General features: G+C 56.2%; 13 protein-coding genes, 1 tRNA gene and 2 rRNA genes (1 of these 16 only partly in view). 5 read left to right on the top strand and 11 right to left on the bottom strand.

Going from position 1 to position 18,833, the window contains the following annotated elements; genetic code table 11:
• Positions 1-121: 121 nt before the first annotated feature.
• Together CGLAMM_RS08150 and CGLAMM_RS08145 are read right to left on the bottom strand one after the other, a co-directional pair.
• Positions 122-1,651, bottom strand: coding sequence for a Do family serine endopeptidase (locus tag CGLAMM_RS08150; RefSeq protein ID WP_418115568.1), 1,530 nt, complete (start codon positions 1,649-1,651; stop codon positions 122-124).
• Between the two features lie 133 nt (positions 1,652-1,784).
• Positions 1,785-2,240 (bottom strand): nucleoside deaminase, encoded by a 456-nt coding sequence (locus CGLAMM_RS08145; protein ID WP_394819072.1) that lies wholly within the window; start codon positions 2,238-2,240, stop codon positions 1,785-1,787.
• A 244-nt stretch (positions 2,241-2,484) separates the two neighbouring features.
• On the opposite strand from CGLAMM_RS08145, the gene CGLAMM_RS08140 reads away from it, so the two are divergent.
• The 4 genes from CGLAMM_RS08140 to CGLAMM_RS08125 all read left to right on the top strand — a co-directional run bounded on the left by CGLAMM_RS08140 (position 2,485) and on the right by CGLAMM_RS08125 (position 7,308).
• Positions 2,485-3,255: a pseudouridine synthase gene (locus tag CGLAMM_RS08140; RefSeq protein WP_418115567.1), complete on the top strand. Its 771-nt coding sequence runs from the start codon at positions 2,485-2,487 to the stop codon at positions 3,253-3,255.
• Positions 3,255-3,821, top strand: a complete 567-nt coding sequence (locus CGLAMM_RS08135) for an RsmD family RNA methyltransferase (protein WP_394818648.1) — start codon at positions 3,255-3,257, stop codon at positions 3,819-3,821. Before CGLAMM_RS08140 ends, CGLAMM_RS08135 begins: the two co-directional genes overlap by 1 nt.
• Before the next feature lie 129 nt (positions 3,822-3,950).
• Complete coding sequence (locus CGLAMM_RS08130) at positions 3,951-6,608, top strand: DNA translocase FtsK (protein WP_394818649.1); 2,658 nt, start codon at positions 3,951-3,953, stop codon at positions 6,606-6,608.
• A complete protein-coding gene (locus tag CGLAMM_RS08125; RefSeq protein WP_394818650.1) occupies positions 6,595-7,308 on the top strand; it encodes an RluA family pseudouridine synthase in 714 nt (237 codons plus the stop codon). Before CGLAMM_RS08130 ends, CGLAMM_RS08125 begins: the two co-directional genes overlap by 14 nt.
• A 17-nt stretch (positions 7,309-7,325) precedes the next feature.
• Here the strand turns inward: CGLAMM_RS08125 and CGLAMM_RS08120 are convergent, their stop codons facing one another.
• From CGLAMM_RS08120 to rfbB, 5 genes are read right to left on the bottom strand one after another with little or no spacing between them, the layout of a single operon-like run.
• Positions 7,326-8,465 (bottom strand): glycosyltransferase, encoded by a 1,140-nt coding sequence (locus CGLAMM_RS08120; RefSeq protein WP_394818651.1) that lies wholly within the window; start codon positions 8,463-8,465, stop codon positions 7,326-7,328.
• Complete coding sequence (gene rfbD, locus CGLAMM_RS08115) at positions 8,462-9,367, bottom strand: dTDP-4-dehydrorhamnose reductase (protein ID WP_394818652.1); 906 nt, start codon at positions 9,365-9,367, stop codon at positions 8,462-8,464. The genes CGLAMM_RS08120 and rfbD overlap by 4 nt, the downstream gene beginning before the upstream one ends.
• Entirely contained in the window at positions 9,367-9,924 is a 558-nt protein-coding gene (gene rfbC, locus CGLAMM_RS08110) for a dTDP-4-dehydrorhamnose 3,5-epimerase (RefSeq protein WP_418115564.1), read from the bottom strand. The genes rfbD and rfbC overlap by 1 nt, the downstream gene beginning before the upstream one ends.
• A gap of 25 nt (positions 9,925-9,949) precedes the next feature.
• Positions 9,950-10,813: a glucose-1-phosphate thymidylyltransferase RfbA gene (gene rfbA, locus CGLAMM_RS08105; RefSeq protein ID WP_394819073.1), complete on the bottom strand. Its 864-nt coding sequence runs from the start codon at positions 10,811-10,813 to the stop codon at positions 9,950-9,952.
• Between the two features lie 31 nt (positions 10,814-10,844).
• Positions 10,845-11,894 (bottom strand): dTDP-glucose 4,6-dehydratase, encoded by a 1,050-nt coding sequence (rfbB, locus tag CGLAMM_RS08100; protein ID WP_394818653.1) that lies wholly within the window; start codon positions 11,892-11,894, stop codon positions 10,845-10,847.
• A gap of 267 nt (positions 11,895-12,161) precedes the next feature.
• On the opposite strand from rfbB, the gene CGLAMM_RS08095 reads away from it, so the two are divergent.
• The gene (locus CGLAMM_RS08095) at positions 12,162-12,827 is read left to right on the top strand and encodes a histidine phosphatase family protein (protein WP_394818654.1); all 666 of its coding nucleotides are present in this window, start codon (positions 12,162-12,164) and stop codon (positions 12,825-12,827) included.
• A gap of 72 nt (positions 12,828-12,899) precedes the next feature.
• Here the strand turns inward: CGLAMM_RS08095 and CGLAMM_RS08090 are convergent, their stop codons facing one another.
• The 4 genes from CGLAMM_RS08090 to CGLAMM_RS08075 all read right to left on the bottom strand — a co-directional run.
• Entirely contained in the window at positions 12,900-15,272 is a 2,373-nt protein-coding gene (locus CGLAMM_RS08090) for a beta strand repeat-containing protein (RefSeq protein ID WP_394818655.1), read from the bottom strand.
• Between the two features lie 1,456 nt (positions 15,273-16,728).
• Positions 16,729-16,805 (bottom strand) — tRNA-Met (locus CGLAMM_RS08085).
• Between the two features lie 62 nt (positions 16,806-16,867).
• Positions 16,868-16,982, bottom strand: a 5S ribosomal RNA gene (gene rrf / locus CGLAMM_RS08080).
• Between the two features lie 169 nt (positions 16,983-17,151).
• Positions 17,152-18,833: ribosomal RNA gene (locus tag CGLAMM_RS08075) — 23S ribosomal RNA — on the bottom strand (it continues 1,056 nt past the right edge of the window).

Here is an 18,833-nt window from a genome sequence, read left to right as displayed (position 1 = left end):
TGATGGCGCAAACCACCTTGCCCGCCCGTGAGATATGGGGCGCGCGTTGCGGAAGATAAAGAAGCGCCGGATGCGATGGACCGCATCCGGCGCGTCGCCTGGTTATAATAATGGATAATTTCTACTCATCATCCTGATTATTATTCTGCGCGATCGCGACAAAAATTCGTAGCCCATCACGGTAAATCCGAAGCAAGACAGGCTTGTTTTTCCTGAGGACGGCGCGCACGGCCATCGTTGCCGCTTCCGGGTTCGAGATGGGTTTACGATCGACACTTTGCACAATGTCACCCGGGCGAATGCCAGCCTGTTCCGCGGGGGAACCCGGCGTGACCGCGCTCACAACGGCTCCCTTAACGGTTTTGTCAGCGCCGAGTTGATGGCGGATATCATCCGTGAGCGGGGAGAGCGACACGCCAAGCTTTGTGGATCCCGCATCATCCGCATTATCGGACTCTGACGTCGCGGCCTCACCGTTTTTAGGGAAGCTGCCAACCCGCGCCTTGATGGACTGGGTTTTACCGTCACGCAGAATCTGAATCACAATTTCAGAGCCAGGCTTATTGGCGACCGTCTGCATAACGACATCATGATCGTTTTTCACCTTTACGCCATTGACCGACATGATGATGTCACCACTGCGAATGCCGGCGTGATCCGCGGGGCCGCCCGCGATGACATTAGCCACCAGCGCCCCTGTCGGCGCGATACCGGGTGACGGGTTTGTCAAGCCAAGCGCTTTCGCCATTGTTGGCGAAATCCGTTGGACGGTGACGCCGATATAGCCGCGCGTGACATGCCCCGTTTTCTGAAGCTGATTAACCACATCCTTGACGGTATTGGAGGGAATGGCAAAACCAATCCCGATTGAACCGCCGGATGGCGAGATGATGGCCGTGTTCATCCCGATCACGTCCCCGCTTTGGTCAAAGAGCGGCCCGCCTGAATTACCATGATTGATCGGCGCATCAACCTGGATGAAGTCATCATAAGGCCCAGCGCCCAGGTCACGGCCCAGAGCGGACACAATCCCGGATGTGACAGTGCCACCCAACCCGTAAGGATTGCCGACAGCCACAACGAAGGCGCCCGGCTGCACATTGTCGGAATTACCCAATCGGATGAAAGGCAGCTTGTCCGCGGTTTTGATTTTCAGCAGGGCGACATCGCTCTTACTGTCACGACCGATGATTTTCGCGGGGAAGCTTGACCCATCATCAAGCGTCACCGTCACTTTTGTGGCGTTTTTGACGACATGGTTATTCGTCACCACATAACCATCCTGCGAGATGATGAAACCGGACCCACGTGCTTCCACCATGCGCTGGCCGGTCGGCGGTGCAAATTGGAAAGGAAACGGAAAGGGAAAGGGCATCGCGCTTTGCGGCGACTGCCCGTTATCATCAAAATTACCCTGATCATCCGCGCCGACACGGATGCGCGCCGTAATGGATACAACAGCGGGTTTCACGGCCTTGACGAGCCCGACGAGATCCGGCGCATTCTGAAGCTGCGCCCCGGGTTTAATCGGCCCATCGGCGTAAGCGTGCGACGCCATGTTTGCGCTGAGTGCGACAAGCGGCACGGTCATCAACGCTAAATGTCTCGATATGGAAAGATAATTGGAAATCGGACGAAAACGAATTTTCACGGGCCCTCTCCATCAGGATTATATGACCGACCGTCGGCGCATCCTGATCAAATAGTGTTATTTGCGCAACAAGTTTAAGAAAAATGTCTGGCGTCGTAAAGATTCTCTTGGTTTCTTTTTTATAAAAACGAGGTCAGGGTTTTTCCGCCCCTTTCTTCGTCCTCAACCGACTGAAAAATTCCGTCAGCAGGGTAGCGCTTTCCTCCGCGCGGATGCCGCCAATCACTTCCGGCCGGTGCAGGCAGTTTTTCTGCTCGAAAATGCGCGGACCATGCTCAACCCCGCCCCCCTTCGGGTCATAGGCGCCAAAAGCCAGCCGACCAAGCTTGAAATGCACCATCGAGGCCGCGCACATGGGACAGGGCTCCAACGTGACATAAAGCGTGCATCCCGTCAGATATTTCGTCCCGCAATGTCGTGCGGCCGCCCGCATCGCACGCAACTCCGCGTGGGCGGAGGGGTCACTATCGGATTCGACCTGATTGGCCTGCGCCGCGCAAAGGCGCCCCTCTGCGTCCAGTATGACGGCCCCAACGGGCACCTCCCCGGCCTCACCGGCATCCCAGGCGAGTTGCAGGGCCCGCTTCATCGCCTGTTCGGGTGAAAGCACTTCCCGCACCTTGCAGAGATCCTTTCCCGTGAAGAAATTCGCTTTTTTCTCAGTCATGGTTTGATATTTGCACATCATATGATGCAAAAACCATGTCGTTTACGCGCGAACGTGCGAAGACATGCTTCTCTTGCCGCGCCCTGAGGGCGATTTGCAAAAGCCCGACCGGGCGCGAACAAAGGTTGGAAAGTCCCTCCCCGGGGCTTAAAAGGATGTTGAAATCATGACGGACGACGTCAAAGGCGAACGTATCGCGAAGTTTCTGGCGCGGGCCGGTGTCGGAAGCCGTCGCGATGTGGAGCGTATGGTGGCGGAAGGACGGATCATCGTGAATAACGAGGTCATCCAGCAACCTGCAACCTTTGTCACCGCTCAGGACATGATCCGCGTGGATGGCGCCGTCATCGGCCCGCAGGAGCGCACGCGTGTCTGGCGTTATCACAAACCCACCGGATTGGTGACAACCCACCATGACCCGCAAAATCGCAAAACCGTTTTTGAATCCCTCCCCCTCGGCTTACCGCGCGTCATCAGCATCGGACGATTGGACCTGAATTCTGAAGGGCTGCTTTTACTGACGAATGACGGTGCCCTCGCACGTCGGCTTGAATTGCCGTCTCACCAATGGGTCAGACGCTACCGCGTGCGTGTTTTCGGCCTGGTGGACGAAAAGCGCCTCGCCGCCCTCGCTGAGGGCTCGGTTTTCGATGGCGTCCGCTACGGAGCCATTCAGGCCGGACTCGATTCGCGCAGAGGCGATAATTCCTGGCTGACCGTCAGCCTGCAGGAGGGAAAGAACCGTGAGATCCGCCGTGTTATGGCGGCGCTGAACCTGCATGTCAGCCGGTTGATCCGGGTGGCCTATGGTCCGTTCCAGCTCGGAACCCTGCAAAAACGTGCGTTGGAGGAAGTGCCGATCAAAACATTGCGGGAGCAGATCGGGGGCTTCGAAGCCGCACCCCGACGCAAAGCCGCGCGTTCCGTGGCGCGCTGATGCGCGTGATCGCCGGCATGAGACGCGGCCTTATCCTCGATGGCCCGGATGATCAGGTGACACGCCCGACTTCAGACAGGGCGCGACAGGTTATATTCGACGTGCTCGCCCATGCGGGCTGGGCCGCCGCGCACGCGATACAGGATGCGGTGGTGCTTGACGGTTTCGCGGGCACCGGCGCTTTCGGCATTGAGGCGATGTCGCGCGGGGCCGCGCATGTCACTTTTATGGACCACCATTCTGCCGCACATCGCGTTCTGCTCAAAAATCTCAGGCGCGCGCGCTTTGAAGATCATAGCGTCGTGCTGAAATGCGACGTCACGGCGCCGCCGCGCGCCACCCGGCAGGTGGATATTGCCTTCCTCGACCCGCCTTACGGCCTAAATCTTCTGCCGCTTTCCATCACGGCGCTTATAAGGTCCGGCTGGATCGGACCCGATACATTGATCCTCACGGAGTCGGAGAAGAATATGAACTCCATCAATGCCGAACCGCCTCTCGACCTGCGGAAAATCGGGGTGGCGCAGATTTCCTTCTGGAGAGGTGCGCAATGGAAGGGGATATAAATGCAAAACCGGGACAACTCTGTTTTTATTTTAGCGACGTATCCGCGCTTCAGATGTTAACTTGAACAAAACAAGCACGCTCCCCGTCGCGCATCCGACCTTAACAGGACACCAAGATCAGAGGTTACAGTGAGTTTATTCCGGCGTCGCGCAGCTTCAGGCGACACAACTTCCCATTTTCGTTACGCCGTCTCACTGCGTCTCATAGAATGTGGCGGGCTCGCTCTTGTCGCGGTGGCCCTGTGCCTCGCTGCCGCACTCTGGTCCTATAATCCGCAGGACCCATCTTTCAATACGGCCAACGCCAATGTGACCCCCTCCAATTATCTGGGCCTTTTCGGCGCCTTTATTGCGGATGAATTTGTCCAGTGGCTGGGCCTGGCCAGTGCCTTGCCCACCATTATCTTCACGTGCTGGGCATGGCAGATTATCCGTTACCACCAACTTGCATCGCCGATCCTGCGTCTCATCAGCGCGGTGGCGCTGATCCCGACCGTGGCGATGACCGTCGCCTCACTCCAACAGCTCATCCCGCTGACGCAGGTCGCCTGGCCGTCCGCCTCAGGTTTTGGCGGGACGGCAGGTGACTTGCTGGCTCGGAAACTGATCGAATCGGGGCGATCCCTGCTCCATGGTTATGGCGCGACGGGGTTCTTCCTTCTCGCCATCGCGCTCTGCTTCCTCCTCGTGCCTCTTGCTTTAGGTCTTCAGCGTCATGAGTGGCGCGCTCTGATGATCACCATCATGCGCACAAGTCGGGGCATCGCCTCACTTTTCCGCACGATCGGGCGGCGGGGCGTCGCGCACGCCACCCCCGATATCGCTGGATATGCACCGGAGGAACCTGCGCGTCGCGGCTACGCGGCCGTATCGCCCGCTTATAACTCGCCATCGAGCCGCACGCAGAACGCGGCGTCTCATCACGGCGATGGATGGCTTCACCCGCCCGACACGCGCCGTGAGCCGCAAATCTCACCCGCTCAGGCTGCGAGTCAGGCGGCACCGGGCGCGCCTTCGCGGACTGATAATCCCTATGCGCGCCAATTAGCGCAGATTTCCCCGCAGGAACGGGACGCGGCGCGCCACCATCCGGAAATTCTGCATGCTGAAGAGGAAAACAGCGTCGACCCCATGACGACGCAGGTTGAACCCCAGAAATCAGCGCCGGAGCCACATGCGCGGCGGGGTTTTTTCAGCTTCGCGCGTCCACGTCAGGCGGCGTCGCCAGCAGAGTCGCCTTCGCGCCCGGCACCAATGGATCCGCAGCTTGATGGTTGGCAGCTTCCATCCCTCAACCTTCTCAAACCCGCCCCGCCAGCCGCGAATTCAGGCCCGACGCGGGAAGTCCTTCAGGCGAATGCGCGGCTGCTTGAGCAGGTCCTGGCCGATTACGGTGTGCAAGGCCAGATCGGCGATATCCATGCCGGGCCGGTCGTCACGCTTTATGAGCTTGAGCCCGCGCCGGGCATACGCTCTGCCCGCGTGATCGGACTGGCGGATGATGTCGCACGCTCCTTATCGGTGCTGAGTGTGCGCATCGCGACGGTGCCCGGACGCAATGTCATCGGCATTGAGGTCCCAAATGCGATCCGTGAGACGGTTTTCCTTAGTGAAGTTCTGGACACGCCTGAATTCAAGGAGCCCGGCTCTCACCTCAAACTGGCGTTGGGGAAAGATATTGCAGGAGAACCGATCTGCGCCGATCTGGTGAAAATGCCGCATCTCCTCATCGCCGGCACGACAGGATCAGGCAAGTCGGTCGGCGTCAATGCGATGATCCTCTCACTTCTCTTCCGTCACCCGCCGGAAGAGTGTCGTTTAATCATGATCGACCCGAAAATTTTGGAATTATCGATTTATGAAGGCATCCCCCACCTCCTCACCCCGGTTGTCACCGAGCCGCATAAAGCGGTCGCCGCGCTGAAATGGGCAGTGCGGGAGATGGACCGGCGTTACCGCGCCATGGGGCATCTGCAGGTGCGGAACATTGCCGGTTATAATCATCGTGTCCGTCAGGCCCATGCGCAGGGTGAGATGCCGATGCGACGCGTCCAGACCGGCTTCGACTCCGAGACGGGGCGACCCGTCTTTGATGAGCAGCAACTCAATCTAGAGACCATGCCCTTCATCGTTATCATCATCGATGAAATGGCGGATCTCATGATGGTCGCCGGGAAGGATATTGAAGGCGCCGTACAGCGTCTGGCGCAGAAGGCGCGGGCGGCGGGCATTCATGTGATTATGGCCACACAACGCCCCTCCGTCGATGTCATTACCGGCACGATCAAAGCGAATTTCCCGACGCGTATATCGTTTCAGGTCATCAGCAAATTCGACAGTCGGACGATCCTCGGTGAACAGGGGGCGGAGCAGCTTCTCGGCCAGGGAGATATGCTTTACATGCAGGGCGCGGCACGCATCACGCGTGTCCACGGACCCTTTGTGGCGGATAGTGAGGTTGAGGCGGTCGTGGCGGACCTCAAATCCAAAGGTGAACCGATATATAATGATGAAATCGTCGCCGCCGATCCGGATGAGGATCTCTCTTCCGCCGGGAATGGCCTCAGCGGCGGGTATGACGGGGAAACCACATTATTTGACCAGGCGGTTGACCTCGTTGCGCGTGAGGGCAAGGCGTCAACGTCATTTATCCAGCGTCATCTCTCCATCGGCTATAATCGTGCCGCCAAAATCATTGAGGAAATGGAAAAACAGGGCATCGTCAGTGCCGCCAACCATGTCGGGCGGCGTGAAGTCCTGGTGAGAAGCCGACGTGACGAGGGATGATGCCCAGCAGCATCGAAGACACCTGCCGGCAAGGGAAGCGCCCCCTTTTGATCTGGACATTCTCTATCGCAGCACGCATTTCGTGGCTATCAACAAGCCGGCCGGGCTTCCGGTACACCCCAGTCGCGGGACAGCGCTTTCGGTTGAGGCGTTTTTCCCCTCTCTCTCAAAACGGAAGGACGGACCCTGGCTGGTGCATCGGCTCGATCGGGACACATCGGGATGTCTGCTCATCGCGCTTCGGAAGCAGGCGCTGATCGCGGCGCAAAACGCGTTTTCGCAACGTCAGGTCACGAAAACCTATTGGGCCATTGTGTGCGGGCAGCCGGCCGAAGACGCTGGGACCCTCGACCTGCCACTTTTGCGGGTTGAGAAAAACCGGCTATGGAAGATGGAAGTCAATCCCGAAGGGCAGGATAGTCACACGAACTGGCGCGTCCTGTATCGGGGCTGCGGCGCGACCCTCCTGGAATTGCAGCTTCTCACCGGCCGTACGCACCAAGCCCGCGCACATTGCGCCGCGATGGGCCATCCGATTATTGGCGACCCGATTTACGGCGCGACGTCCGGCGACGCTGAACTCCTTCTTCATTGCCGCGCCCTGCGGTTGAATTGCAATGGAGAAGATATTTCCGTAACGGCGCCGCCGGGCGACGCCATGGCGGACTGGATCAAGGCTGTTCCGGGCGACGGGTTTTAGGACCGCGCCTCGCTTTATCAATGTCGTTCGGTGCTTGCTTTATCCGGCATCAATTTCGGGGTGAGCGCGCGCGTTTGATCATATCGACGCGTTACCTCCTTCACACGGATGGGGGACTGAGACGCGCGCCGCAGGATAAACCACAGGCAAAACACGATATGCTCCAACCGGCCCTGCCGGTGCAGGGCACGATGGCGGGACAGTAATTTGATACGCGCCAGTGGCGACGCCCTGAGCGCTTCCTCAATCTCATCCAGAAACGCGCAATATTGCTGCGCGGGGAGATGACGCGCTTTTGACGCGTGCTCCGACATTAGTGATGAAGGAGAGGCAGACGCGACCTGCCGCAGAGACGCGACATTGCCAGCAAAGCGCCGCATAAAAACAGCTGGTCCCCGCCGCATCGCGCGATAGGCCCGTATGGGGAGGTGCGCGGTGGCGCCGACCGTATTCTGCCGATGTTGCCGGTAAAGACTTGCCGGGCGATTATCCGTCATGATGTCGCCATCAAATAAAGCGACGATGAGATAACTCCACCAGTCGAGAAGCACATCCTCCGGCACAACACTTTTCTTGATAAGCGCGATCGCGGCGGGATTGAGAAGGATCGTGTGACCCACGGCGAGATTCTGCGTCAGGGCCGCCGCGAGATGAAGGCTTTTACCGGCCGGCAGCCTGGGGGAGAGGCGACGATGACCCAGATTTTCATCAACGATGAATTGACGTGCACAGTATAGGGCCGGTTTGCGAGAAGTTTTCAGAGCATCGAAGGCGCGTGAGAGCTTGTCATCCAACCAGACATCATCCTGATCGGCGAAAGCGACATAGCCATTATCAGGCACGTGCTCCAATAAAAGCTCGTAGGAACGTCGCACGCCGATGCGACGTGGTGACAGGGACACTTCCATGCATTGCCCCGCCGCGCATTTTGCCGAAAATGCCCGCATCAAAGCCCGGGACCCATCTTCAGACCCGTCATCCCGCCAAAGAAGCCGCCATGACCGTAAATCCTGACGCAGGAAGCTTTCCAGCTGGTCAGGAAGATAAGCTGCACCATTATAAAGCGACAGGAGGATGTAAATAACCGGCGACTGAGATGCCCGAGGCAATGGCGCCTCTGCGATATGAGAGGCGCCATCTTTGAGAGAAAAAGTCAAACCGATTTACCTGTAAAAACCTCACCAACGGCGCGTTTGAGACTGACGCGCCAGTCCGGCAGTTCAACCCCGAACACTTCTTTCAATTTCTGACATGACAGTCGTGAATCCATCGGGCGCTTTGCGGGCGTCGGCCAATCTTCCGTCGCGATCGGCGTGACTTCCTCCGGGAAGGGCTGACCATGCGATACCGCATCCTCAAGCGCGGCGACAGCGAGCCCATGCCATGTGGTTTCTCCCGTCCCCGCCGCGTGATAAATGCCCCCCAACGCGTCGCCTTGCTCTTTAGAAAGAAGTCGATGCATGATTTCAAGGACGGCTTCAGCTAGATCATCCGCATTTGTCGGGTTACCGCGTTGATCCGCAACCACTTTAAGACGTGGATTTTTAGCACCGGCATTCAACATCGTCCGCACAAAGTTTTTGCCGTGCGGCGCGTAAACCCATGATGTGCGCAGGATGACGCTCTCAGGGTTAGCGGCCATGACCGCCGCTTCACCATCAGCCTTTGTCCGGCCGTAGACGGTGCAGGGCGCGATCGGATCCGTCTCCTGATAAGGTGCGCCCTTATCCCCGGAAAAAACATAATCCGTCGACACGTGAATGAAGGGCACGCGCGCCTCACGACAATATCGCGCGATGATTTCAGGCCCCGTTTGATTGGCTGCCTTTGCTTCAGCTTCATGACTTTCAGCAAGGTCTACCGCCGTCCATGCTGCCGCGTTGACAACCGCGGAAGGCCGGTAGCGCGCCAAAGCTTCCAGGATGGACTTCGGGCGATCAAAATCAAATTCAGGCCGACCGATGATAATAACCTCACCCGGTGCACGTTTCCTGAGAGAGGTTGCGAGTTGCCCGCTTCCCCCGGTGACGAGTATTTTTTGTTGGTTATTCTCAGTCATCAATATTCGAACCAGTCTTTGACTTCCGTGAAATGGGGCGCTTCCCGGTCCTTTTCAGACAGGACGATATCGGATGACGGCAAGGGCCATTTGATACCAAGATGCGGGCAATTCCAGATAACGGCGCGTTCAGACGCCTTATCATAGACGGACGTGCACTTATATTGCACCATCACATGATCCGTCAGGGTCATGAAACCATGCAGAAACCCGGGCGGTACCCAGAGTTGAGACCAGTTTTCCTCAGATAATTCCGCGCCGACCCATTTCCCGTATGTCGGGGAGCCGGAACGCGCATCCACCGCGACATCCCAAATGGCGCCCTGCGTGCAGCGCACAAGTTTTCCTTGCTCAAAAGGTGCCAGCTGACAATGCAGCCCGCGCACCACGCCTCTCTGGCGCGAGAGGCTTTGATTATCCTGCACAAAGGGAAGCGCGATTCCCGCCTCCTCATAACGCGCCGCATTATATGTTTCGGAGAAAAACCCTCGTGCATCGCCGAATTTCGGGGGGGTAACGAGGATGACATCAGGGATGTCCAGTCGCGAGACTTTCATATTTTATCCTTTGGACGACCTGGCTTTAATTTTTCAGTTCATGAAGCATCCGGGAGAGCATCGTTTTGCCGAGCGTGGCTGCGTGGTGGTCCAGCTGCGCCTCATCAACAAAACCCATGCGATAGGCGGCTTCCGATGGAAGGCCCACCAACATGCCCTGACGCGATTGAATCGTCTGCACAAACAAACCGGCCTGCATCAGGCTGTCCGGCGTGCCCGCATCAAGCCAGGCACAACCCCGCCCGAGCTTATCGACCTGAAGCGTCCCTTCCTCAAGGTAGATCTGATTGAGGTCCGTGATCTCCAGCTCTCCACGCGCGCTGGGTTTAACCTGCTTTGCAAATTCGACGACACGATGATCGTAAAAATAAAGTCCCGTGACGGCCCAATTTGATTCGGGATGCGCAGGTTTTTCGACGATGCGCAGCGCTTTCCCGCTTTCGTCGAAAGTGACGACGCCGTAACGCTCCGGATCACGGACCTGATAGGCAAAGACGGTCGCGCCATGGGTCCGTGTCGCGGCGTCACGCAACATGGTGCTGAGATGCTCAGCGAAGATAAGATTATCACCCAGGGCCAGCGCGCAGGGATGCCCGTCAATCCAGTCTTCCGCGATCAGGAAGGCCTGGGCCAGGCCGTCCGGGGAAGGTTGCACGCGATATTCAAAACTGACGCCGAATTGGGATCCATCCCCGAGCAGCCGTTTAAACTGCCCGATATCCTGAGGAGTCGAGATGATCATGATTTCGCGAATCCCGGCGAGCATCAGCGTCGTCAGGGGATAATAGATCATCGGTTTGTCATAGACAGGAAGGAGTTGCTTCGACGTCGCCAATGTCATGGGATAGAGGCGCGTCCCCGACCCACCGGCCAGCAAGATACCCTTCATGGCGTTATTCTCGTTTTTCGACGACATGTTTTCAGTTTCCCAATCTTTGTCCGTCATAACGCTTCTGACGGATCGCTTCCCACCAACTCCGATTTTTGAGGTACCAAGCAACGGTCAGCCTGATCCCCGTTTCGAAATCATGTTTCGCCTTCCAGTCGAGGGCGTCTTCCGCATGGCTCGGGTCAATTTCATAGCGGAAATCATGTCCCGGACGGTCCTTGACGAAGCTGATCAGGCGGTCCCGCTTGCCTTTCGGGTCGGGGGAAATCTCGTCGAGCACATTGCAGATCGCTCTGACAACCTCAAGATTTGACCGCGGTTGCCGCGCGCCAATCGCGTACGTTTCCCCGGGGACGCCGCGCTCGACAGCGCGTACGAGGGCCTCTGCATGGTCATCGACGAAAAGCCAGTCCCTGACATTGCTGCCCTCCCCGTAAACCGGAAGGGGACGGCCCTCAATCGCGTTGATCGTCACGAGCGGGATGAGTTTTTCGGGGAAGTGCCAATATCCGTAATTATTCGTCGTGTTTGTGACGAAACTCGGCAAACCGTAAGTATGATGCCACGCGCGAACGAGCTGATCGGAGGATGCTTTCGAGGCTGAGTATGGACTGCGCGGATCATACGGCGTCGTCTCCGTGAAAGGCGGCGCATCCGGCGCGAGATGCCCGAAGACCTCATCCGTTGAGATGTGATGAAAGCGGAAACTCTTCTGCCGGGCGGGATCAGATTGCTGCCAGTAGCGCCGCGCGGCTTCCAATAATGTAAAAGTGCCGACGATATTGGTTTCGATAAAGGCGCGCGGCCCATCGATTGAGCGATCGACGTGACTCTCCGCCGCGAGATGCATCACAGCATCAGGCTGGTAGGTTGAGAAAACGCGATCCAGTCCCGCTGCATCAAGGATATTGAGTTTTTCATGCCGATAACGGGGGTTCGATGCGGCAGGTCCGACGGAGTCTTCTGTCGCGGCGTAGGTCATGCAGTCGACATTGACAACCGAATGCCCTGTCGACTGGATGAAATGTCGAACAACTGAAGATCCGATAAAACCACAACCGCCTGTAAGTAGAATAAGCAAATTCTTTTCCCGCGAAACGATTATTGTTAGAACAATGCCCTGACCGCCCGGAGGCCCCGTTTCAGACGCGTTCCCCGCGCCCACCGCCCAAATGGAGGGGTGAACATGGCAATCGACAAAACGGATACCCTTGCGCAGAACGCCAACGCGTTTATTACGTCGTCAACAGACGCTTAATATACACACATTATGGATTCGTTAAATGAGTTGCACCTTTTTTAATTGTGTTCGTGACATATTTTTTCTTCACGATTTTGATGCCGCATCATGACATCGCATGGACATTTTCTTGATGCTTTCGATCTGGCGGAGGGGCCGACGCGATTTTGGCTGATTCGTCACGCGATTGTTGACCAGGCGGCGCGCCGTAAACTTTACGGCACGATTGATGTGGCGCTGTGCCCTGAGCACCTTGAGGGCCAAAAGGCCTATTATGCCCGCCTCGCCCGGCGCCTCCCGAAAAACGCCGTCTGGTTCAGCTCGCCCCTGAGTCGCGCGCGTAACACGGCACAGGCTATATTTGATAATGGTTACGGCGCGCGGGATGTGTCGATTGAGGGGCGGTTTATTGAGCAGTCGCTAGGTAACTGGCAGGATCTTCTGCTGGAAGATGTCCCCCAGCAACTGCAACAGAAGCCGCATCCATTCTGGTCCCTTTCCGCAACTGAGTGCCCGCCTGAAGGTGAGAGCATGCTGGATGTCTGCGCCCGTGTCGGGCATGCTCTTGACGAGCTTTCGGAAAGTCATGAGGGTAAAGATATCGTCATTGTCAGTCATGGCGGCGCTATTCGTGCCGCGATCGCCCATGCGCTGAAACTTCATCCTGAGACTGCTCTGCATTTCTGTATTCAGAACCTGTCTGTGACGATCATAGAACATATTGAGGGTGCCTGGCGGCTTGTGACGTCTAATGAGATCCAAAATCCGGGCTGACACTGACTTTGAGGTTGCCGAGCCTGGATATGGAGCGGGCGGATAAAGCAATCGTCCGCCCGTCTCGGAATTTCAGGAAATGGAGAAATCCGTCAATTTGAGGTCGGTGACGCCGAGGAAGGTGACGCGCGCATTGCCGTCAACCAGAATCGACGTGTTACCGCCTGAAATCGTCGCCGCATCTAGGAGTTTTTGCGCAGCCTCTGTCGCATTCGCCGGATGATAGGAATAAAGGAAAAACTGGTTGTTCGCGGCGCGGAAGTCGGTGATGTAGAAGTCGCCCGCCGTGTGGTTGACAAGCATCCCGAATTTGTTGCCGGCGCCGGTTCCTCCGGTGACGGTTGCGGCGACGTGGCTCGTATTGACGCCTTTGAACGCGGTGCCGAAGTAGAAACTGTCCGACCCCGTCCCGCCAACGATTGTTTGATTGCCGGCGCCTGTCCAGAACGACATGGACGCGTTCGAGCGGGATGCGTCGACATATTGATCTCCTATGGCATGCGGCTGGTTCGCGGTGAATAATGAGCCGAAATTTGAGCTGAGTGTTAGGTTGAGACCCTGAGCACCCCAGACTGTCCCACCGCCTGACGAGACTGTTGATTGGCCCGTGCCGGCGATGAATGTCAAATTGCCTGCCACGGAAAGGTTGAGATCGGCGCCGTGCGTAACGGTCAGATTGCCCGCCGCGGAAATCGTATCCCTGACCGCGCCAACGACCGTCGCATCGCCGCTTGTCACCATGATTCTAGAGGCTGTCCCACCGAAAACCGTGCTGTTATCGGCGACGCGGATGGTATTATTCGTTGAAAGATCGACGACGGCGGCATTGGTATAAAGCGTCGCTGTGGCACCGCCACCGATCAAACTGACAGTGTCGATAGCCCCCTGCACGCCATTAATCGTATCCTGACCTTCCGACCGAATGTAATTGTTAGAACCGCCAAGGTTGAAGACGCTTCGGCCCTTGCCGCCTTTGATCATATTCGTGCCGGCGCCGCCGGTGATCGTATTATTGCCGTCACCTGTCACGATGTCCCAATTCTGCCGGGACCCGGAAACATCGATATTGTTGTCACCCGCCCTTGCGGCGATCTGGCCGCCGACATTGCCGAATTTGGCGTCAATCCCGTAAGCGCTGTCTGAAATGAGACGGACATATTGCGCGGTGTTCGCGGTGCCGTCGATCGTGACGCGCCCGGTTGGCGATGTCCCACTCATCGTGCCGACGAATAAATAGGCGTAATTTCCGTTGAGTTTATAGGAGCCGGCATCCGTGATGATGCCTTCAGCCGGGGCATTTGCCGTGCCCGAGCCAGTATTGTCACCTGTTGAGAGGACAGAGGCCTGAAGCGTATTGGCCGAAGCATATTGCGCAATGCTTTTGGCGTAGTCGTTAATAATGGCACCGAGCGCATCAGTGCCGACATTTTCAACGATGATGTTGACCTGTTTGCCAGGGATGACAACGTTAGACACGGCACCACCTGTTGTTTCGGGCGTCAGGGTAAGTGACCGCCCCGTTGAGCTGAGGTCGGAATAATTTAAGGATCTGGAATTGTCATAGGTCAATTGAGGGTTCGCGACCGTCAATGTTCCCGACTTATCGGTCGCGAGCCCGGTTCCGTTACTCTCGATACCATAATAGACACCCGTCAGATACCAGTGGCTGAGGTCCTTGATCGCAGCGGCATCCGCAGGATGGGCTTTGGCGATCGCGTCGATGGCGTATTTGAGGGCCTGATTAACGTCGATCGTCGCCTTATAGGTCACGCCGGACGTTGAGGGATCATCCACCTTGATATAGGAGGTCGATTTGCCGGTGACATTATAAATGATCTTCGTTTTATCGGACATGCTTGTGTAGGCAACGGGTGCCCCGCGCCCATCAAAAGTGGGAACTTGCAGGAACAGGCCGTATTGCGTCGTGCCATTATCAAATTGCAGGGTGAAGTTGATCCCGCCTTCAATGAAGCCGGTTGAACCCTTGATGTTGCTGACGGCAATATCTGTCGTCAGCGTGATCGGATGATCAAAGGCATATGCTGTTCCAAAATTTTTTGCGGTGGCAATCTGCTGATTATTCAAATTCCCGCCTTGGACCGACATTTTATAAATGTAATTCCCGTTCTGGGGGTCCTGGTAAACCGCATATTGTGAGCTGCCAGCCGTGGAAGTCGGCGAGCCCTGCTGCCAGTTGCCGATGGAATAACCACTCGTATTGTCCCAGACGACGTTATCGCGCCCTTTTAAGGGGTCGAACGTCTCGCCCGCGTTCCATTGCGTCTCACGCCAATCAGTGTCGTATCCTCCTGGGAGGTTCGGTTGCACAGGGTTGACGCCGATATCGCCATTCTGCATGTCCTGCGTATTCATCGATAAATTCGGACCCGTTTTGCTCGGGTTCGAGACGATATATTTCACGTTGGTATATGACGTATCGCTCATAGTAAATAAAACCTCTTAACCCGTCCCCTTTTGAGGGGATCCAGACTTATTTCGTCAGAGTTAGGGGCCATTTTGGAGACGCGTATTCGAGCAGAGCATTTTCACGCTCCGCTTTATCAATGTTTACTTGGGGTCATTGCGCTGGAACTGGTCGTTTCAGCGGAATCGCCTCACATTTCATGTATATATCCGAGGGGTAACCTGCTTTTACTTTCGATCCTGCCCCGCGGCTGGGTGATGGTCCTGATCGGGGATCTCAACCCCGCGTAACCATCATCAAATACGAACACTCCAAAACACCTATAACCTCGGGCAAGTAAGGCAAAAATCTCTTTGACTGACGTCAAGCCAGTCGGCGATCAAGGTCCCGCCTCCCTGCTCCGGCTTAATGAACGCAAAGAATTGGAAAAAGTTAAATGTGATAAAATATTTTTTTATCTTTCGTTCGTATATGGGATGTCTTAACTTTCTTTTTTCCATGGTGCCGACCCGATTTTAGATCCCGGTCATTCAAATTTTTCTGAGAAAAATCACCTCCCACACCGTCTGTCAGATGTGTGATTTAAAGGCGGGAAATGGATGATTTCGAGGGTTGCCGTGGCGGGACAGTCAGGAAGGCTTGCCGACTCTTTCCGCTCTTTTTACGCCCTTGGCCAGGCGCGTGGCGTATCGCTCAAACCCTGTGAGATAGGGCTTTTTCCGATCTTTCCTGCTTATTTGGGAGAGTTCGGTTTCAGTTTGTCATGACTAAAAGGCAGTTGGCGGATCGGGATATTATGCGCCCGACGCAGGGCGTCCATTGCGGGTAGTTTTCATCCTGCTTCCACGAATAGCATATATGCTTAACGGGCGAATAATTGCCTGGAACAAGGCTGGTCAAACAACTGCGATGCGCAGCTTCATAAATATAAAATATGGTTTAATTATTAAAGGGGGATTAAAAACTGACCTCGATGCGGGTCATGTCAGTTAATTTTTTTTAAGTTCTGACGCAGCATGTGTCCACTGCCGTCTCGAGAGTTATTTGGTTCAAAACCCGAACTTGTCAATGCTTGTAATTGTGGTCACGATCTGGTGGAGATCAAGACTGAGCTGTCTTTCCCGATCAATGTTCTGCCCCTTCCTTTCCCTCGAAATGCCCCCTTCCGGCGTTTTCCGGCTGCCTTTGAGGTGAGTGGGGGTTGTGGTGACGGGGGTATGGGGCGGTTTTATCCGTGCGGCCAGGTTGGTGGTCGCGGCGGTTTATCCTGATGAGAAGGTTGAGGTTCGTGTTGCGGGTGCGTTTGAGAAGATTGAGTAGAGCGTCGGTCTGGACCGAGACGCCCCTGCCTACCGCTTTGGGGTCTCGAGGCGGTGGGCGGGGTTTTTTAATGTGATGCGATGGGGGGAGCTGAGGACGCGAGAGAGCGGCCTGTTTGAGGCGCGTGAGGCGTATGAAGTGGGGGTGTTATTAAGATGGTTGCGGGGGCAGGATTTGAACCTGCGGCCTTCAGGTTATGAGCCTGACGAGCTACCGGGCTGCTCCACCCCGCGATGGTGGGGGATGATTGGAATGATCCCCTGAGGATATCGGTTTGATGTGGGTGGGTCAGGAGACCTGGCGGCGACCGACTTTTCCGCAGCTTAAGCTGCAGTATCATAGGCGCTGGGGCGTTTCACGGCCGAGTTCGGGAAGGGATCGGGTGGAAGTCTCCCGCCATGGCCACCAGGTCATCTGGCCCACCCTTTGCAGGGTGGAGAGGCTGGTGCATGCCCTGTCCTGCTTAATGAGCGGGACGGGATGAGGAGAAGGGGTGGAATGAGATGAGAGAGACGCTTTGGATGCGTGGATGACTGCTATGTATGTGCATGCTGCTTTCCTGTGAGGGAGAGCGGCGTTGATGTGAGTAATAAGGGCGATTAGGACTGGTCAGCTGCACGTGTTACCACGCTTTCACACCCAGCCTATCGACGTGATGGTCTTTCACGGCCCTGTGAGACCTTGTTTTGAGGTAGGTTTCCCGCTTAGATGCTTTCAGCGGTTATCCTGTCCATACTTAGCTACCCGGCGGTGCCGCTGGCGCGACAACCGGTGCACCAGAGGTATGTTCATCCCGGTCCTCTCGTACTAGGGACAAATCCTCTCAAGTCTCTTACACCCACGGCAGATAGGGACCGAACTGTCTCACGACGTTCTAAACCCAGCTCACGTACCACTTTAATCGGCGAACAGCCGAACCCTTGGGACCTGCTCCAGCCCCAGGATGTGATGAGCCGACATCGAGGTGCCAAACCTCCCCGTCGATGTGGACTCTTGGGGGAGATCAGCCTGTTATCCCTAGAGTACCTTTTATCCGTTGAGCGATGGCCCGTCCACGTGGGACCACCGGATCACTATGGCCGACTTTCGTCTCTGTTCGAGCTGTCACTCTCACAGTCAGGCGGGCTTATGCCATTGCACTCGACAGTCGGTTTCCGACCGACCTGAGCCCACCATCGCGCGCCTCCGTTACACTTTGGGAGGCGACCGCCCCAGTCAAACTGCCCACCATGCAGGGTCCCGGACCCGGCTTACGGGTCGCGGTTAGACATCAAAGACAGTCAGGGTGGTATTTCAAGGATGGCTCCACACAGACTGGCGCCCATGCTTCATAGCCTCCCACCTATCCTACACAGAATGTCTCTGATGCCACTGCAAAGCTGCAGTAAAGGTTCATAGGGTCTTTCCGTCTGACCGCGGGTACCCCGCATCTTCACGGGGAATTCAATTTCGCTGAGCCGATGCTGGAGACAGTGGGGAAGTCGTTACGCCATTCGTGCAGGTCGGAACTTACCCGACAAGGAATTTCGCTACCTTAGGACCGTTATAGTTACGGCCGCCGTTTACCGGGGCTTCAATTCAATGCTCTCACATCTCCTCTTAACCTTCCGGCACCGGGCAGGCGTCAGGCCGTATACGTCGTCTCTCGACTTCGCACAGCCCTGTGTTTTTACTAAACAGTCGCTACCCCCTGGTCTGTGCCACCCGCACATGGTTGCCCACATACGGGTCTCGCTTATCCCGAAGTTACACGAGCAATTTGCCTAGTTCCTTCAGCATCGTTCTCTCAAGCGCCTTGGTATACTCTACCAGTCCACCTGTGTCGGTTTCGGGTACGGTCTATATGCCAGAGCTCTTTCCCGGAATGCTCCAAAAGCCTGTCCAATCCATTAAGAACAGACAACATATCGCATTCGTCACTTCTGGCAGGCCCAGTAATATTCAACTGGTTCCCATCGACTACGGCTTTCGCCCTCGCCTTAGGGGCCGGCTTACCCTGCGTGGATTAACCTTGCGCAGGAACCCTTGGACTTTCGGCGACAGTGTTTCTCGCACTGTTTGTCGCTACTCATGTCAGCATTCGCACTTCCGATATCTCCAGAGAGGGTCACCCCGTCTCCTTCGCAGACTTACGGAACGCTCCGCTACCGCGCATACAATGTATGCACCCACAGCTTCGGCACGTGGCTTGAGCCCCGTTACATTTTCGGCGCAGGGTTTCTATTAGACCAGTGAGCTATTACGCTTTCTTTAAAGGATGG

The organism is Sorlinia euscelidii (assembly GCF_036452135.1).
GTDB classification, from domain to species: Bacteria; Pseudomonadota; Alphaproteobacteria; order Acetobacterales; family Acetobacteraceae; genus Sorlinia; species Sorlinia euscelidii.
This window is presented reverse-complemented; position numbering and strand designations above follow the sequence as displayed.